The 16,845-nt window shown below is 67.5% G+C and carries 15 protein-coding genes; 12 read left to right on the top strand and 3 right to left on the bottom strand.

What is annotated here, in order from left to right:
- The first annotated feature begins 27 nt into the window (after positions 1–27).
- From V6K52_RS17905 to V6K52_RS17880, 6 genes are all read left to right on the top strand, one after another.
- Positions 28–1,071, top strand: coding sequence for a DnaJ C-terminal domain-containing protein (locus V6K52_RS17905; RefSeq protein WP_353951472.1), 1,044 nt, complete (start codon positions 28–30; stop codon positions 1,069–1,071).
- 2 nt (positions 1,072–1,073) lie between these two features.
- Positions 1,074–1,532: a helix-turn-helix transcriptional regulator gene (locus V6K52_RS17900; RefSeq protein WP_353951471.1), complete on the top strand. Its 459-nt coding sequence runs from the start codon at positions 1,074–1,076 to the stop codon at positions 1,530–1,532.
- Between the two features lie 39 nt (positions 1,533–1,571).
- Positions 1,572–1,841: a hypothetical protein gene (locus V6K52_RS17895; RefSeq protein WP_353951470.1), complete on the top strand. Its 270-nt coding sequence runs from the start codon at positions 1,572–1,574 to the stop codon at positions 1,839–1,841.
- A 235-nt stretch (positions 1,842–2,076) separates the two neighbouring features.
- A complete protein-coding gene (mmsA, locus tag V6K52_RS17890; protein ID WP_353953803.1) occupies positions 2,077–3,624 on the top strand; it encodes a multiple monosaccharide ABC transporter ATP-binding protein in 1,548 nt (515 codons plus the stop codon).
- Positions 3,621–4,871: a multiple monosaccharide ABC transporter permease gene (mmsB, locus tag V6K52_RS17885; RefSeq protein ID WP_353951469.1), complete on the top strand. Its 1,251-nt coding sequence runs from the start codon at positions 3,621–3,623 to the stop codon at positions 4,869–4,871. The genes mmsA and mmsB overlap by 4 nt, the downstream gene beginning before the upstream one ends.
- A 106-nt stretch (positions 4,872–4,977) precedes the next feature.
- Positions 4,978–6,084: a sugar-binding protein gene (locus V6K52_RS17880; protein ID WP_353951468.1), complete on the top strand. Its 1,107-nt coding sequence runs from the start codon at positions 4,978–4,980 to the stop codon at positions 6,082–6,084.
- A gap of 93 nt (positions 6,085–6,177) precedes the next feature.
- On the opposite strand, the gene V6K52_RS17875 is transcribed toward V6K52_RS17880, so the two are convergent.
- Entirely contained in the window at positions 6,178–6,927 is a 750-nt protein-coding gene (locus tag V6K52_RS17875) for an FCD domain-containing protein (RefSeq protein WP_353951467.1), read from the bottom strand.
- A gap of 126 nt (positions 6,928–7,053) precedes the next feature.
- Between V6K52_RS17875 and V6K52_RS17870 the strand changes: the two genes are divergently transcribed.
- The 3 genes from V6K52_RS17870 (at position 7,054) to V6K52_RS17860 (ending at position 10,131) form a co-directional block, all read left to right on the top strand.
- Positions 7,054–8,451: a GntP family permease gene (locus V6K52_RS17870; RefSeq protein ID WP_353951466.1), complete on the top strand. Its 1,398-nt coding sequence runs from the start codon at positions 7,054–7,056 to the stop codon at positions 8,449–8,451.
- Positions 8,448–8,978, top strand: coding sequence for a gluconokinase (locus V6K52_RS17865; RefSeq protein WP_353951465.1), 531 nt, complete (start codon positions 8,448–8,450; stop codon positions 8,976–8,978). The genes V6K52_RS17870 and V6K52_RS17865 overlap by 4 nt, the downstream gene beginning before the upstream one ends.
- 73 nt (positions 8,979–9,051) lie before the next feature.
- A complete protein-coding gene (locus V6K52_RS17860) occupies positions 9,052–10,131 on the top strand; it encodes a glycerophosphodiester phosphodiesterase family protein (RefSeq protein ID WP_353951464.1) in 1,080 nt (359 codons plus the stop codon).
- Between the two features lie 16 nt (positions 10,132–10,147).
- Here the strand turns inward: V6K52_RS17860 and V6K52_RS17855 are convergent, their stop codons facing one another.
- Positions 10,148–10,996, bottom strand: a complete 849-nt coding sequence (locus V6K52_RS17855; protein ID WP_353951463.1) for an SGNH/GDSL hydrolase family protein — start codon at positions 10,994–10,996, stop codon at positions 10,148–10,150.
- A gap of 132 nt (positions 10,997–11,128) precedes the next feature.
- On the opposite strand from V6K52_RS17855, the gene V6K52_RS17850 reads away from it, so the two are divergent.
- From V6K52_RS17850 to clpB, 3 genes are all read left to right on the top strand, one after another.
- Complete coding sequence (locus tag V6K52_RS17850; protein ID WP_353951462.1) at positions 11,129–11,938, top strand: SGNH/GDSL hydrolase family protein; 810 nt, start codon at positions 11,129–11,131, stop codon at positions 11,936–11,938.
- Positions 11,939–11,968: 30 nt separating this feature from the next.
- A complete protein-coding gene (locus tag V6K52_RS17845) occupies positions 11,969–13,435 on the top strand; it encodes an LCP family protein (protein ID WP_353951461.1) in 1,467 nt (488 codons plus the stop codon).
- Between the two features lie 90 nt (positions 13,436–13,525).
- On the top strand, positions 13,526–16,096 hold the full coding sequence (gene clpB, locus V6K52_RS17840) for an ATP-dependent chaperone ClpB (protein ID WP_353951460.1): 2,571 nt from the start codon (positions 13,526–13,528) through the stop codon (positions 16,094–16,096).
- On the opposite strand, the gene V6K52_RS17835 is transcribed toward clpB, so the two are convergent.
- Complete coding sequence (locus V6K52_RS17835) at positions 16,097–16,804, bottom strand: hypothetical protein (protein WP_353951459.1); 708 nt, start codon at positions 16,802–16,804, stop codon at positions 16,097–16,099.
- Between the last annotated feature and the right edge of the window lie 41 nt (positions 16,805–16,845).

Below are 16,845 nucleotides of genomic sequence, written 5' to 3'. Positions count from 1 at the left end.
GCATACGATGTCTGAGAGGAGGCGCTGATGGCGAGTCAGGATTGGTTCGAGAAGGACTTCTACGCGATCCTCGGCGTCCCCAAGGATGCCGACTCCACCGCGATCAAGAAGGCCTACCGCAAGCTCGCCCGCAAGCATCACCCTGACAAGAACCCGGGTGATGCGGCTGCCGAGCGGAAGTTCAAGGACATCGGCGAAGCCAACGCGGTGCTGTCCGACACCAAGCAGCGCGAGGAGTATGACGCCGTTCGCCAGATGGCCCACGGCGGCGCACGCTTCACGGCTGGCGGTGCGGGTGGCAACGGCGGTTTCGACGACGTCTTCAGCGCCTTCGGTGGCGGCGGCGGGTCCCGCGTGCGCTTCGACACCGGCGGTGGGTCGTCCTATGGCGGCTATCCCGGCGGTGGCGGTGATCCCGACGTCAACGACCTGCTGGCGCAGATGTTCGGTGGCGCTGCCGGTGCTTCCGCTGGGCGCGGACAGGCGGGGTATGCCGGATACGGCGCCCCCCGCGGTCCGCGCAAGGGGGCCGACGTGCAGGCCTCCACGACACTCCCGTTCCGCGATGCGGTCGAGGGCTCGACCGTGACGCTGCGCACTGCCGAGGGGCGCACCATCAACGCGCGCATCCCTGCTGGTGTCAGGGACGGTCAGAAGATCCGGCTCCGCGGCAAGGGCCAGCCCGGCGAGCCGGGTGCCGCCGCGGGTGACCTCATGCTTGCCGTGTCGGTGGAGAAGCACCCGGTCTTCGGACGTGACGGCGACAACCTCACACTCGACCTCCCGGTGTCCTTCGCCGAGGCTGCGCTCGGCGCCACCATCGCCGTGCCGACCCTCGACGGCAGCAACGTCAAGGTGCGCATCGCTCCGGGCACACCGTCCGGTCGCGTCCTGCGCGTCAAGGGCCGCGGCGTCGCGGGCAAGACCTCGACCGGCGACCTGCTGGCCAAGGTCCAGGTCATCGTCCCGAATGCGTTGTCCGACAGGGCTCGTGAGGCCGTCGAGGTCCTGCAGGCCGAAGCGGATGGCGTGGACCCGCGGGCTGAGCTCGCTGACCGGGCTCGGGCCTGACCATGGCGCCGCGCCAACGGATGCCGCGACCGGATGACGAGGCTGCTGTCTTCGTCATCTCGGTCGCGGCCGAGCTCGCTGGCATGCACGCCCAGACCCTGCGTCAGTACGACCGAATCGGTCTCGTCACGCCGTCACGCACGCGAGGTGGCGGCCGGCGCTACTCGGCGCGCGACGTCGAGCTGCTCCGCGAGGTGCAACGCCTCTCCCAGGAGGAGGGCATCAGCCTCCCGGGCATCGCCCGCATCCTCGAGCTCGAGAACCAGGTCAACGCCCTCCGAGCCCGCGTCGCTGAGGTGACCCGAGAAGTCGACCTGCTCCGCATCGCCGCAGCCGGGGGCTCGCGGGTGTTCTCCGTCGGACCGGGTGGCGAGATCCTCGCCAGCCGGCTGGGGGAGCGGCCGCGCCGCCGGCCCGGGGGTGGCTCCGCATCGCAGGCTCTCGTCCTCTGGCGCCCCTGAAATGCCGAGTAGGCCCCGAGCGCGCGGCATACTGGCGCCGTGACCCAGCACCTGCTCCTCTTCGCCGAACGCGCCACCGCCGAACAGATCGCGAGCGAGCTGTCCGACGAGGGCTTCACCGACGTCCGGGTCCTGCGGGTGGCCCACGCGGGAGACGACAACGCCGACGACCACGAGTGGGGCGTCCACGTGCGCGAGGACATGGTCGAGGACGAGTCGGGGCCGGTGGAGAGCGGACTTCGTGACCGGTTCGCCGCCCTCACCCAAGAGCACCACGGCTGGTACGACCCGGAACCGACAACTGACTGACCGATGGGCTGTCGGGGGCGCACTGCGCTGTCATCCGATGCGGCCCGCGAACGCACGCCGTCGAGCGCGGAACTGTCCGATTAGCGTTGTCCAGTGGACAAGGCTGAGCGTCCTCTCGGGGAGGGCTGCGACAAGACAGGTTGCGGGTCTAACATCGGCTCACCGAGGCCAGCGAGGTCCTCGGCGACCGACTCGATGAGGAGACGATGTGGCCGGTTCTGCGCCCATCCTTGAGATGACGGCCATCACCAAGACCTTTCCTGGTGTCAAGGCCCTCTCCGACGTCACCCTCACGGTGCGCCGCGGTGACGTCCACGCCATCTGCGGCGAGAACGGCGCGGGCAAGTCGACCCTGATGAAGGTCCTGTCCGGTGTCCACCCCCACGGCACCTACGACGGGACGATCCGCTTCAACGGGGCCGACGTCACGTTCAACAACATCCGCGACTCCGAGCACGCCGGCATCGTGATCATCCACCAGGAGCTCGCCCTCATCCCCGAGCTCTCCATCGCCGAGAACATCTTCCTCGGCAACGAGGAGACCAGGCGCGGCGCGATCGACTGGGTCAAGACCAACAACCGAGCGCGAGACCTCCTCGCCCGCGTCGGTCTCGAAGAGGACCCGGAGACCCCGATCAAGAACATCGGCGTCGGCAAGCAGCAGCTCGTCGAGATCGCGAAGGCCCTGGCCAAGGACGTGCAGCTGCTCATCCTCGACGAGCCGACCGCGGCGCTCAACGAGGAGGACTCACGACACCTGCTCGACCTCATCCGCGGCCTGCAGGGCAAGGGCATCACGTCGATCATGATCAGCCACAAGCTCAACGAGATCGAGGCGATCGCCGACGCCATCACGATCATCCGCGACGGCGAGACCGTCGAGACCCTTGACGTGCGTGAGGGTGCCGTCGACGAGGACCGCATCATCCGCGGGATGGTCGGCCGCTCGCTCGAGTCGCGCTTCCCCGACCACACCCCCGAGATCGGTGAGGTGATGTTCGAGGTCAGGAACTGGACCGTGTCCCATCCGCAGGTGCCGGACCGGCTCGTGGCCAAGCAGTCCGAGTTCTTCGTGCGGCGCGGTGAGATCGTCGGCTTCGCCGGACTCATGGGTTCGGGGCGCACGGAGCTGATGCGTTCGATCTTCGGTCACTCCTACGGCAACTGGATGAGCGGCGAGATGACGCTCAACGGCAAGCGGGTCGACCTGCGCAACGTGCCCGCCGCGATCGATGCTGGCATCGGCTACGTCACCGAGGACCGCAAATCACTGGGCCTGAACCTCCTCGACGACATCAAGTCGACGACGGTCTCGGCCAAACTCAAGAAGATCGCCCACAACCTCGTCATCGACCGCAGGGCCGAGCACACGGCTGCCGACGACTACCGCAAGGCGCTTCGCACCAAGGCGCCGTCGGTCGACTATGGCGTGGCCAAGCTCTCGGGTGGCAACCAGCAGAAGGTCGTCCTCTCCAAGTGGCTCTTCACCGACCCCGACCTGCTCATCCTCGACGAGCCCACCCGCGGCATCGACGTCGGCGCGAAGTTCGAGATCTACGGGATCATCCAGCGGCTTGCCAGCGAGGGCAAGGGCGTCATCGTCGTCAGTTCCGAGCTGCCCGAGCTGCTTGGCCTGAGCGACCGCATCTACACGATCAGTGAGGGCCGGATCACCGGCGTCCTCGACAAGAAGCACGCGGACCAGGAGTCGCTCATGCGTCTCATGACCAGGACCGGCCCTGTGAAGTCCACCTCTGAATCCACCCCGAAGGACGCAGCATGAACAAGCTCAAGGAGATCTTCGGTGGAGACACCCGCCAGTTCGGGATGATCTTTGCCCTCGTCTTCCTCATCGTGCTCTTCCAGTTCCTCACGGACGGGTTGACGCTCGACCCCGGCAACGTCATCAACATCTTCCAGGGCAACAGCTACATCCTCGTGATGGCGATCGGGATGGTCCTCGTCATCATCGCCGGCCACATCGATCTCTCGGTCGGGTCGATCGCGGCCTTCGCCGGCATCGTCGTTGCCATCGCCATGCGCGATTGGGGCATCCCCTGGTGGCTCGGCATCCTGCTCGGCCTCGGCATCGGTGCCGTCGTCGGTGCATGGCAGGGCTTCTGGGTCGCGATCGTCGGCATCCCCGCCTTCATCGTCACCCTGGCCGGCATGCTCATCTTCCGCGGCGCCAACCAGTACGTCGGCAAGTCAAACACCGTCCCCGTCGGCGAGGACTTTCAGAGGATCGGCGCCGGCTACCTCCCGGAACTGGGCCCGGCCACGGGCTACAACAACCCGACGATCATCATCGGTGTGCTCGTCTGCGCGGCGATCGTCTTCGGGGTCGTGCGCAACCGACGCAACCAGAAGAAGATCGGTGCGGTGATCGAGGACTCTCGCGTGACCTGGATCAGGCTGGCCCTCATCTGCATCGCGATCCTCGCGGTCGCCTTCCTCATGGCGTCGGGTCGCCGGGGTACGTCGCTGCCGATCTCGGCGCTCATCCTCGGTGGCCTCGTCCTGCTCTACGGCTTCATCTCGACCCGCACGATCATCGGTCGCCACGTCTACGCGGTCGGTGGCAACCGGCACGCCGCCGAGCTGTCCGGTGTGCGCTCCAAGCGGGTCAACTTCCTCGTCATGATGAACATGGCGATCCTCGCCTCCCTCGCGGGGATGATGTTCGTCGCCCGCTCCAACGCGTCCGGCCCGTTCGACGGCGTCGGCTGGGAGCTCGACGCAATCGCGGCCGTCTTCATCGGTGGCGCCGCGGTCACCGGCGGTGTCGGCACGGTCGTCGGAGCCGTCATCGGTGGCCTCGTCATGGCCGTGCTCAACAACGGGCTCCAGCTCCTGGGGGTCGGCGCGGACATGACCCAGATCATCAAGGGTCTCGTCCTGCTCGTGGCCGTCGCCTTTGACGTCTACAACAAGTCGCAGGGTCGACGATCCCTCGTCGGTCTGATGATGAAGAACTTCGGCGGTCGAGCCACCCAGGAGACCTCCGACACGGTGAAGCAAGAGTCCTGACACCCCACCCGGGACAGCAGCAGCACAACTGAAAGCGCCTCATCACAACCGAACAGGTGACGTTTCCGCCCCGGGTTCGTCACGGCATACGAAAGAAAGAGACGACATGCGTTCCCTCACCAAGCTGATGGCGGTCACCGCCGTGGCCGCGCTCGCGCTGACCGGCTGTGGCCGGGCCGACGAGGACACCTCCACCGACACAGCCAGTGGTGGCGCCAGTGGCGCGACCGGTGGCTTCGCCGCCGACTCCATGATCGGCGTCTCCCTCCCGCAGAAGACCTCCGAGAACTGGGTCCTCGCCGAGAACCTCTTCAAGGACGACCTCGCCAAGGCTGGCTTCAAGGCCGACGTGCAGTTCGCCAACGGTGGTGTAGGTGAGCAGCAGAACCAGATCCAGTCCATGGTCACCAAGGGCGCCAAGGTCATCGTCGTCGGCGCGATCGACGGTGCCCAGCTCGGCACCCAGGTCAAGGCCGCGAAGGACTCGGGAGCGACGGTCATTGCCTACGACCGTCTCCTGTTGAACACCGCCGCTGTCGACTACTACGTCGCCTACGACAACTTCAAGGTCGGTGTGCTGCAGGGCAATGCACTCCTCGAGGGCATGGCCGCCAAGAAGCCGGCCGGTCCCTACAACATCGAGCTCTTCGCCGGTTCGCCCGATGACGCCAATGCCAAGGTCTTCTTCGATGGCGCGATGAGCGTCCTCCAGCCCAAGATCGACGACGGCACCCTCAAGGTCGTGTCCGGGCAGACCCAGTTCACCCAGGCCGTCACCCAGGGCTGGAAGGCCGAGAACGCGCAGAAGCGCGCCGACACCCTTCTGTCCGCGTCCTATTCGTCCGCAACGCTCGATGGCGTCCTCTCCCCGAACGACACCTTGGCCCGTGCGGTCATCACGTCGGTCAAGGCTGCAGGCAAGCCCGTTCCGGTCATCACGGGTCAGGACTCCGAGGTCGAGTCGATCAAGTCGATCATGGCTGGCGAGCAGTACTCCACGATCAACAAGGACACCCGCGCCCTCGTCGCCGAGACGATCAAGATGGTGCAGGCCCTCCAGAAGGGCGAGAAGCCCACGGTCAACGACGAGAAGTCCTACAACAACACGGTCAAGGTTGTCCCGGCCAACCTTCTCGCGCCGCAGATCGTCACCAAGGCGAACGCCAAGGAGGCCTACGCCAACGACCCGACCCTGTCCAAGCTCACGCAGTGAGCTGAGACCGGTTCCCCGGTCCCACAGGTCCTCGGCCCCGTCACCCCTCCCGGTGGCGGGGCCGAGACGTTTCCTGCCGGGTATGCCGTCTGGTCACCCTTGCGTTGCCGGTTCCTCATCCAGCACCGCGGACATGGACTCCTGGGCCTCATGGACGATCTGGCGCATCGTCGCCTCAGCCCGCACGGCTTCACCGGCCGCAACGGCCTGGGCCACCTCCACGTGCCAACGGATGGCGTCGGGCTCGGGGACTGTGGGCATGAGATGGTGCGCAGTGCGGCCTCGCAAGGCCTCGTGCACGAGGGGGGCAAAGCTGGCGAGGGCGGCGTTGCCACTGGCCTCGAGGAGCGTCGTGTGGAAGGCGACGTCGTGCTCGAGATATCGCTCGAGGTCCCCGCGCGGGCCGGTGACGGACATGCCGACAACTGCCGCGGTCATGGCGTCAACCTGCTCCGGGGTGGCGCGTTGGGCGGCCAGTGATGCGGCGACGGGTTCGATGCCGCGTCGGAGCTCGCTGAGTTCGCGGAGCTGGTCGGCGCGCTGCCCACCATCGAGACGCCAGGCGACCACGACGGGAGAGAGCGCCTCCCACTGGGACTGGGGGAGGAAGCGCACCCCGACGCGACGGCGGCTGACGGCGACGCCGATGGACTCGAGGACACGCACGACCTCGCGGATGGCGCTGCGGGAGGCGCCGTACTGCGATTCGAGGGAGTCCATGGTGACGACCGTGCCCTGGGTGAGCTTCCCGTCGACGAGATCGGCGCCGATCCGAGCCAGCACCTGGCCGTGCAGGCTGGACGGGCGGATCGCCGGTGTCGGGGCCGGAGGGGACTGAGTCACCGGCTCAGTCTGTCCGCCGACGATCCGCGCGTCAATGACCATCTTTAATCACAAGGTTCTTGCCAAAAAGCATATCTTTGGGCAGGCTACGGCGATGGTCGCTTTCCTGAGCACCACATCCACTCAATGACGAGGAGGATCGCCGTGCTTACTGCTGCGGAGATCGAACCGGCCTACGGAACCGGACCCCTGCTTGCCATCGCCGCCATCGCGGTGCTGGTGCTGCTCACCCTGATCATGAAGTTCAAGCTGCACGCCTTCGTGGCCCTCGTGCTCGTCAGCTTCCTGACGGCGCTCGCGACGCGGATCCCCTTCGCCGAGGTCATCCCGACCCTCCTGGACGGCTTCGGTTCGACGCTGGCCAACGTGGCTCTGCTCGTCGGGCTCGGCGCCATGATCGGGCGGCTGCTCGAGGTGAGTGGCGGCGCCCAGGTCCTCGCCGACACCCTCATCCGCCGCTTCGGTGAGCAACGAGCACCACTTGCCCTCGGCGTGGCCTCGCTGCTCTTCGGCTTCCCGATCTTCTTCGACGCCGGCCTTGTCGTGATGCTGCCGATCATCTTCAGCGTCGCGCGCCGGTTCGGCGGATCGGTCCTGACCTATGCGCTGCCGGCTGCTGGTGCGTTCGCCGTCATGCACGCCTTCGTCCCGCCGCACCCCGGCCCCGTTGCCGCGAGCGAGCTCCTCGGAGCCGACATCGGCCTCACCGTGATCATCGGCCTCCTCATCGGCATCCCGACCTGGTACATCGCGTCATATCTCTTCGGTATCTCGACGGGGAAGCGCTTCGTGATCCCGGTGCCCGACGACATCGCGGGGGAGCAGGAAGAGGACCACCGACTTCCCACCTTTGGCACGGTGCTCTCGATCCTGCTGCTTCCCCTCGTCCTCATCTTCCTCAACACCGGACTCAACACCCTCTCGACCGCTGGGGTCGTCGATGGCGAGGCGACATGGGTCAGCGCCCTGCGCATGGTTGGTCAGACTCCGGTCGCTCTGCTCATCACCGTCCTGGTGGCCATGGTCCTGCTGCGAGAGGGGCGCTCGGCCGCGACCCTCGAGAAGATCGTTGACAGTGCCCTGGGCCCGGTCTGCGCGATCATCCTCGTCACCGGCGCAGGAGGGATGTTCGGTGGGGTGCTGCGAGCCAGCGGCATCGGCGAGGCGCTCGCCGGCAGTCTCGAATCAACCGGCCTCCCGCTGATCGTGGCGGCGTTCGCCGTGTCCACGGCACTGCGCGTCGCGCAGGGATCGGCCACCGTGGCCCTCACCACCACGGCCGGCCTCATGGCGCCGACCGTCGCCGCCACGTCGGGGCTGTCATCGGTCGACCTGGCCTGCCTCGTCATCGCCATCGCCTCGGGTGCGACGGTGCTCTCTCACGTGAACGACTCCGGCTTCTGGCTGGTGGGTAAGTTCTTGGGCATGGATGAGAAGACGACGCTCAAGACGTGGACCGTGATGGAAACCCTCATCGGCGTCGTGGGGTTCTCGTTCGCGGCGCTCGTGAGCGCAGTTCTGTGAGCCCTAATCCCGGCACATCGGCCCCGGCCACGCGACACGTCATCGTCATGGGGGTGTCAGGGTCGGGCAAGACGACGATCGCCGAGGGCGTCACCGAGCAGACGGGGTGGGCGTTCGCCGAGGCCGACGAGTTCCACCCCAAGGCCAACATCACCAAGATGGAGGCTGGCACGGCGCTGACTGACGAGGATCGCTGGCCCTGGCTCGGAGCGCTCGGTGCCTGGATGCAGCAGAAGTCGGCGGAGGGAACCTCGACGGTCATCACCTGCTCGGCACTCAAGCGGACCTATCGGGATGTCCTGCGGAGCGGGCTCGACTCGCTCGACTTCATCCACCTCGACGGACCCGCGGAAGTGATCCGTGAGCGCATGGGCGGACGCAAGGGTCACTTCATGCCTCCAGAGCTGCTCCAGTCGCAGCTCGACACTCTCGAGGCCCTCGATGCCGACGAGAGCGGTGTCTTCCTCGACATCCGTCGCACTCCGGAGCAAGTCATCGACGAAGCTGTCGCTTGGCTCAAGCACTGAAGGGCACAGAGTTCGCTCCCACGTCATCTGTTCGCCGCGCGCTGGTCGACCCGTGCGGCCTAGCGTCGAGGCCGTGACCTCACTGCGCACTCTCGCGACCGTCGCCGCTGCCTGTCTGCCACTCGCCCTCGTGGCCGGACCCGCGCTCGCCTCACCGCCGCACCCGACCGGCAACACGGTGCTCCCGCAGAAGACGCACTTCGACGTGCAGGCACACCGCGGCGGGCTCGGCCTCACGACCGAGAGCACGCCACAGGGCTTTGCGAAGGCGCTCGAGCTCGGCGTCACCACCCTCGAGCTCGACACCCAGATCACGCAGGACGAGAAGGTCGTCGTCACCCATGACCGCCAGGTGAGCGCCCAGAAGTGCGCCGACACACGGCCGGCCTTCGCGGGTGACCCCGAGTTTCCCTACGTCCGCGACTACGTCAAGGACCTCACTCTCGCCCAGGTCCAGACGTTGAACTGTGGCTTCCAGCAGCTGCCAGGTCACCCCCAGCAGGAGCAGGTCGACGGCGCCCGCATCGTCGAGCTGAGGGAGGTCTTCGACGTCGTCAAGGCGCACCGCGCTCGTCAGGTCACCCTCAACATCGAGACAAAGGTCGAGGCCGGTGCGCCCGAGCAGACAGCTCCGCGCGAGCTCTTCGTCCGCCGCGTCCACGAGGAGATCGAGGCCAGCGGACTCGCCAAGCAGGTGACCGTGCAGTCGTTCGACTGGGGCTCGCTCATGGCGATGCACCGCCTCGCACCGACGCGCCCGCTCGTGGCGCTGACGAACTTCGACTTCCTCCAGGTGGGCAAGCCGGGTGCGTCGCCGTGGCTGGGTGGGATCGACGCGGACGACTTCGGCGGTGACTTCGTGGCGGCTGCTGCGTCCATCGACGGTGTCACGGCCCTGTCCCCGAACTACGGGTTCCCGCAGAGCGGCAAGGTTAGCGACCCCGGCTTCCGCTTCTATCCGAGCGAGCAGATGGTCGCCGATGCCCACGCGCGCGGGCTCAAGGTCATCCCGTGGACGTGCGATGACCCCGCGACAATGGAGGCGCTCATCGACATGGGTGTCGACGGCATCATCACCGACTACCCCGACCGCCTGCGCGCCGTCCTCACCGAGCGTGGGATGCGTCTCCCGAAGGCCTACCCAGCCCGCTGATCCTGGCGTCCTGACCTCAACGACGGGGTATGCCGCCGGCTCGGCTGAGTGCCTCGGCTTCCGTTCTCGCGAGGGCGTGTTCGCGAGCAAGGCGCTTCATGCCGTGGGCAGGACGGATGAGTTCTGGCCACTTGGGCAGGGCCAGGTCGCCCTCGGATCGCCCGGTCAGTCGTCGCCGCACCAGGGGCGCCACCTCGGTGCGCAGGAAGCGGCCCTCGTCGCGCACCGCTCGACGCCATCCACGCGGCTCCCACTCGTCGAGTTCACGCACCTTGAGCGTGTGCGGGACGCCGAGTTCGCGCAGGACGAACGCCGCCATCCGCTTGTGTCCCAATCGATTCATGTGGATCTTGTCGGGTGCCCAGAGCCGCCGGTCGTCGTACTCCCGCATCAGGGTGTGATCGAGCAACGTTGCGCCATGCGTGGCGGCAAGGTCGCGCACGGTGTCGTTGAACGTGAGCACTCGGCGTCGCAGGGGCTCGAGGAGTGCGGTCGTGCGCATGTCGAAGGCCGTGAAGACGAGGACATGCGCCCCGCCCGCGCTGAGCCGGGTCAAGGCGTCGTCGTAGCGGCCCATCAACGCATCAAGGTCCGACCGGAGCGAGAGGATGTCGTTGCCGCCGGCATAGAACGAGATGTGCGTCGGGTCCAGGGCGAGCGCATCGTCGAACTGCTCCTCGACGATCTGGTCGAGGACCTTGCTGCGGATGGCGAAGTTCGCGTACTCCCAGCGGGGGTCGGCCCGTCCCAGCTGACGGGCCATCCGATCGGCCCAACCGCGGAAGCCGTTGGGGTAGTGCAGGTTCGGATCCCCGACACCCTCGGTGAAGGAGTCTCCTAGTGCGACGAACCGGCCGGGTTGCATGACACATGCCTTTCACGGAATCGGTCGCACAACAACGTGATCGGAGTTGCGTCGGCTGTTGTTCTCCGAGATGTCCCGTGCCCGTCGACGGGACGTCATGGCAGAGGCTGGCACACGGCATACGGTGCGCTCGTGGCAAGGTTCGTCGCCCTCGGCGACTCACTCACCGAAGGGGTCGGTGACCCGCACCCCGCGTGGCCCAATGGGCTGCGTGGCTGGGCCGATCTCGTCGCCGCCATGCTCGCCGCCCACGACCCCTCCACCGAGTACGCGAACCTCGCCCTGCGTGGCAAGACCGCCCGCGACGTGGCTGCCGAGCAGCTCCCGGTCGCCTTGGCGATGAAGCCCGACATCGTCACCATCTGGGCTGGGGGCAACGACATCCTGCGTCCCCGGCTCAAGCTCGACAATGTGCTGCAGCCCCTCGACCACGCCCTGGCCCAGCTCGCGGCAGCAACGACGGTCATCGTCTTCACCGGATTCGAGGTCAGCGGCTCACCCGTTCTTGGCCCGTTGCGCGCTCGGGTCAGGGCGATCAACGCGAGCCTGCGTGAGGTCGCCCGGGATCACGGTGCGCTCGTCGCGGACGTCTCGGAGCGTGGCGCCTGGATGGATCGGCGGCTGTGGGCCGGCGACCGGGTCCACCCCTCACCACTGGGTCACCAGCGTCTGGCGGCGCAGGTCGCGCACCTCCTCGGTGTCGACGCGGTGCGGGCACCCGATTTGGATCCGTCTCCGCCGTCGCGGGTTGCCCGGGTCGTCGCTGACGAGGTCGAGTGGTGGCGGGTCCATGCTGCGCCACACATCGCTCGTTGGGCCACCGGCGCCTCCCGCCGCGAACTGGTCGCCCCCAAGTGGTCGGTGCCGGTCCGGCCGGCCACGACCCTCCCGTGGTTCGACGTTGGCAACGATCTGACGGCGAGTTCTGCGCAGGCTCAGTGAACTTCGGCGCCAGAACGGCATGATGGCAGCGTGCCCTCACACGACGAGCTCGACGACGCCCACGGCGATGAGCATGACGACGCCTATGACGGCCGTGAGGGGGACCGCCGGTTCTTCGGCCTCACCGCCCTGAGCACCCTGCTCCCGGGAGCCGGGCTCATTGCGACCCGGCGTCGTTCCGTCGGCCTCGTGCTGTTGCTGGGTGCGTTGCTCGTCGGCGCCCTCTTCGTCTTCTATGCCTGGCGCAAGGGTTTCGTCACGGCGGCTCTCGACTTTGCCGTGCGGCCGCGCGTCCTCGTGGGTCTGGTCGTCGCGACCATTGTTGGCGCGTTGCTCTGGTGCGCAGGAATCCTGCTCACAGCCCGCGAGACCTCGCCGCGTGGCCCGGGAGCCGGTTGGCGCGGGGCTTTCGCTGCGGTGTGCTGCCTCCTCGTCCTCGTCCCCGCGGCGACGGCCGTCCGCTATCTGACGATCCAGCGCGACGTCATCTCCGTGCTCACGAACAGCGGCGTCGAACCCGAGGCGGAGGCCAACGCGTGGGCAGACAAGCCGCGCGTCAACATCCTGCTCCTCGGCTCTGACGCCGGCGATGACCGGGTCGGCGTGCGCACCGACTCGATGATGGTGGCGAGCATCGACACCAGCTCCGGCGACGCCGTCCTCTTCGGCCTGCCTCGGAACCTTGAGTTCGCGCCCATCCCGTCGTCGAACCCGCTCTCCAAGCTCTATCCGAACGGCTACAACTGTGGTGACGAGTGCCTGCTCAACGGGGTGTGGACGTTGGCAACCGATCGCCCCGACCTCTTCCCCGGTGACGCCAACCCGGGCCTGACGACGACGCGTGACGTCATCGGCGAGATCCTCGGCCTTGAGATCGACCGCACGCTCGTGGTCAACCTGCAGGGTTTCCGGGCGCTGGTGGACGCGATGGGTGGTGTGGACATCAACGTCAAGGAGCGGGTCTGCGTCGACTGCAAGCTCGTGAATGGCCGGATCGTCTTTGCACGGGGTGTGGAGAAGTGGATCGAGACGGGGGAGCAGCACCTCAACGGCAACCTCGCTCTCTGGTATGCCCGATCGCGGGCCGGCAGCGACGACTTCAGCCGGATGCGCCGCCAGCGCTGTGTCACCGGCGCGATCCTCAGCCAGGCCAACCCCGTCGAGCTGCTCCGCAACTATCCGGACCTCGCCAGTGTCGTCAAGGACAACGTCAGCATCGACATCCCGCAGGCGGAGCTGCCGGCGTGGGCCGAGCTCGTCGGCACACTGCAGGAGAAGGGGTCGATTCGCAGCCTCCCGATCACCAACAAGGTCGTCAACGTGGCCGACCCTGACTACGACAAGATCCGCGAACTCGTGAAGTCGGCGATCGCTCCCCAACCGGCGTCGTCGGCGCCGAGCACGGCCACGCCGGTGCCGAGCCCATCCCCGTCGCAGGGCAGCCCGAGCCCCAGCGAGCCGACCGACAAAGTCGAGGACCTCAACACGATCTGCTGATGGAGGGAAGTTGAGTGGAATCAACTCAACTCTGTGCTTGTTAACACGATGAGTCCGTGATCGCAACGCACCCTTCAGGAGACCGCACCGATGGACCTCACCCCGACGACCAAGGTTGCCGAAGCGCTCGCGCTCGCCCAGCGGGCCGCGCAGAGCGCCGGGAATCCCGAGATCGCCCCTGAGCACCTCGCGCTGGTGCTCGCCGAGCAGTCGGACACGTCGACTTCTGCGCTCCTCGAGGCTGCGGGCACCACTGCTGAGGCCGTCGTCTCCGCGGCGCGCTCCGCGCTGTCCCGTATGCCGGTGAGCTCCGGTCCCAGCGCGGCCACACCGTCGCTCGGACAGCCGGCGCTGGGTGTGCTGCAGCAGGCGAGCACGCTCATGTCCGCCAAGGGGGACACGCACCTCGCGACCGACCTGCTCGTCCTCGCCCTCGTCGAGAAGGGTGCGATGCCCGCAGTGAACGGGTCCGGCGCCGCCAAGGCGGTCGAGGCTCGCATCGACGAGCTGCGCGCCGGTCGCAAGGTCACGTCCGATGCGCAGGAGAGCGGCAGCGAGTCCCTCGAGAAGTACGGCACGGATCTCACGGCCGAGGCCCGCGACGGCAAGCTCGACCCGGTGATCGGCCGGGACTCCGAGATCCGTCGCGTCGTCCAGGTGCTCTCGCGTCGGACGAAGAACAATCCCGTTCTCATCGGTGACCCGGGCGTCGGCAAGACCGCCGTCGTCGAGGGGCTGGCGCAGCGCATCGTCGACGGAGACGTCCCCGAGTCGCTGCGCGACAAGCGCCTCATCAGCCTCGACCTCGGGGCGATGGTCGCCGGCGCGAAGTACCGCGGCGAGTTCGAGGAGCGGCTCAAGGCCGTCCTCGAGGAGATCAAGGCAAGCAACGGTCAGATCGTCACCTTCATCGACGAGCTGCACACCGTCGTCGGTGCCGGCGCGACCGGTGAAGGAGCGATGGACGCGAGCAACATGCTCAAGCCGATGCTCGCTCGCGGCGAGCTGCGACTCGTCGGGGCGACGACCCTCGACGAGTTCCGTGAGCACGTCGAGAAGGACCCAGCGCTCGAACGTCGCTTCCAGCAGGTCTATGTGGGCGAGCCCACGGTCGAGGACACCATCGCGATCCTGCGTGGGCTCAAGGAGCGCTACGAGGCACACCACAAGGTCGAGATCGAGGACGCCGCGCTCGTTGCTGCCGCCTCCCTGTCCGACCGCTACATCAGCGGGCGCCAGCTGCCCGACAAGGCGATCGACCTCGTGGATGAGGCGGCGTCGCGCCTGCGCATGGAGATCGACTCGAGTCCAGTTGAGATCGACGAGCTCCGCCGCGCCGTCGACCGCCTCAAGATGGAGGAGCTGCACCTCGCGCGCGAGACCGACGACGCGAGCGTCGAGCGTCTGGCCCGGCTCCGCTCCGACCTGGCCGACAAGTCCGAGGAGCTCGCAGCGCTCAATGCCCGCTGGGACGCCGAGAAGTCCGGGCTCAACCGGGTCGGAGACCTCAAGGCCAAGGTCGACGAGGCCCGCACCCGCCTCGAGAAGGCCCGTCGCGAGTACGACTTCGAGACCGCCAGCCGGATCGAGTTCGGTGAGATCCCCGAGCTCGAGAAGGAGCTCGCTGCGGCGGACCGCGAGGCCGCGGACGGGGCGGCCCAGGCCGACCTCATGGTCAAGGAGCGGGTCGGTGCCGACGACATCGCCGAGGTCATCTCGGCCTGGACCGGCATTCCCGCAGGGCGCCTGCTCCAGGGCGAGACCGAGAAGCTACTGTCGATGGAGTCGATCATCGGGTCGCGCCTCATCGGACAGAGTGCCGCGGTCGAGTCCGTCGCCGATGCAGTTCGACGCAGCCGGGCCGGCATCGCCGACCCCGACCGGCCGACGGGGAGCTTCCTCTTCCTCGGGCCGACGGGTGTCGGCAAGACCGAGCTCGCCAAGGCGCTCGCGGACTTCCTCTTCGACGACGAGCGGGCGATGGTCCGCATCGACATGAGCGAGTACTCCGAGCGTCACGCCGTCGCGCGCCTCATCGGCGCGCCTCCCGGCTACGTCGGTCACGAGGAGGGTGGGCAGCTCACCGAGGCCGTGCGTCGTCGCCCCTACTCGGTCGTGCTCCTCGACGAGGTCGAGAAGGCCCACCCCGAGACCTTCGACATCCTGTTGCAGGTGCTGGACGACGGCCGCCTCACCGACGGTCAGGGCCGCACGGTCGACTTCCGCAACGTCATTCTCGTCATGACGAGCAACCTCGGCAGCCAGTTCCTCATCGACCCCACGATGGAGCCCGATGCCAAGCGCCACGCCGTCCTAACCGCCGTGCGTACGGCGTTCAAGCCCGAGTTCCTCAACCGTCTCGACGAGGTCGTCATCTTCGACCCGCTGAGCCGGGGCGAGCTCGCTCACATCGTCGAACTCCAAGTGCGCTCGCTGGCCGCGCGGCTCAGCGACCGGCGGATCGACCTCGAGGTGACCGAGGCGGCACGTGAGTGGCTCGCGGATGCCGGCTACGACCCGGCATACGGGGCTCGTCCGCTGCGGCGACTCGTCCAGAAGGAGATCGGTGACCGCCTCGCGCGGGCTCTGCTCGCCGGTGAGGTGCGTGACGGACACAAGGTGACCGTGGACCGAGATGGTGATGGACTCACCTTGCTCTGACTAGGCAGCCTTCGGTCGGCCCAGCCTCTCAAGGGAGGGGCCGTGGTCACCGCTGAGCAGGTGGTCGAGGATCGCGCAGACCGCGATGATGCAGGCGCCCATCTCGAGGCCCTCCTCGAGGATGATGCCGACGGTGAAGTCGAGCCCGTGTCCGTTGCGGCTCATCACACCGTTGACGCCCTCGATGCCGACGGCGGCGCCGCCGTACACGACGAGCGCCAGGCCCAGACGACCCCCGGTGGGTCGGGGCAGACGACGGCCGAGCCGAACCAGGACCAGCGTTGCGAGGATCGCAAACGCGGCACCGGGCAGCACCCAGGCGTAGGTCACCACGTCGAGGCCGGCCTCGCGCATGGGGACGCCGAGCTTCTCGTGAAGCACGGCGGCCTCGTCGATGCTGAGGTAGGTCCCGGCGGCCGTGACTGCCGCCCACGCCGTGCGCGGTCCGCGATCACTCTCGGCACGCCACGCGATCGCGGCGAGCGCCGCGACGAGGGCCAGCAGCATCGTGTTCCACCAGGTCGGGATGTTGGCCTCGGCGCCGATGTCCATCAATGCCTTGGCATCGGGGATGGAGACCACCCGGCCAAGCGTGAACACCGCAATGAAGACGCACATCACGGCGAGCGTGACGAGAAGCAGACCTCGACCGACTCGCCGTGAGCCGACCGTTCTCACGCCCAGGGTGTCACCAGTGACTTTCCACATGTCCGGAGCCTGTCCCGGGGCCATGTCCAAGTCAATCGAGG

It is taken from the genome of Knoellia sp. S7-12 (assembly GCF_040518285.1).
Lineage (GTDB): Bacteria > Actinomycetota > Actinomycetes > Actinomycetales > Dermatophilaceae > Knoellia.
This window is presented reverse-complemented; position numbering and strand designations above follow the sequence as displayed.

Bases quoted from the DNA above. Each gene is read 5' to 3' on its own strand.
- V6K52_RS17905 (WP_353951472.1), top strand. From the start codon at position 28: ATGGCGAGTCAGGATTGGTTCGAGAAGGACTTCTACGCGATCCTCGGC.
- V6K52_RS17900 (WP_353951471.1), top strand. From the start codon at position 1,074: ATGGCGCCGCGCCAACGGATGCCGCGACCGGATGACGAGGCTGCTGTC.
- mmsA (WP_353953803.1), top strand. From the start codon at position 2,077: ATGACGGCCATCACCAAGACCTTTCCTGGTGTCAAGGCCCTCTCCGAC.
- mmsB (WP_353951469.1), top strand. From the start codon at position 3,621: ATGAACAAGCTCAAGGAGATCTTCGGTGGAGACACCCGCCAGTTCGGG.
- V6K52_RS17880 (WP_353951468.1), top strand. From the start codon at position 4,978: ATGCGTTCCCTCACCAAGCTGATGGCGGTCACCGCCGTGGCCGCGCTC.
- V6K52_RS17870 (WP_353951466.1), top strand. From the start codon at position 7,054: ATGACGAGGAGGATCGCCGTGCTTACTGCTGCGGAGATCGAACCGGCC.
- V6K52_RS17855 (WP_353951463.1), bottom strand. From the start codon at position 10,996: ATGCAACCCGGCCGGTTCGTCGCACTAGGAGACTCCTTCACCGAGGGT.
- clpB (WP_353951460.1), top strand. From the start codon at position 13,526: ATGGACCTCACCCCGACGACCAAGGTTGCCGAAGCGCTCGCGCTCGCC.
- V6K52_RS17835 (WP_353951459.1), bottom strand. From the start codon at position 16,804: ATGTGGAAAGTCACTGGTGACACCCTGGGCGTGAGAACGGTCGGCTCA.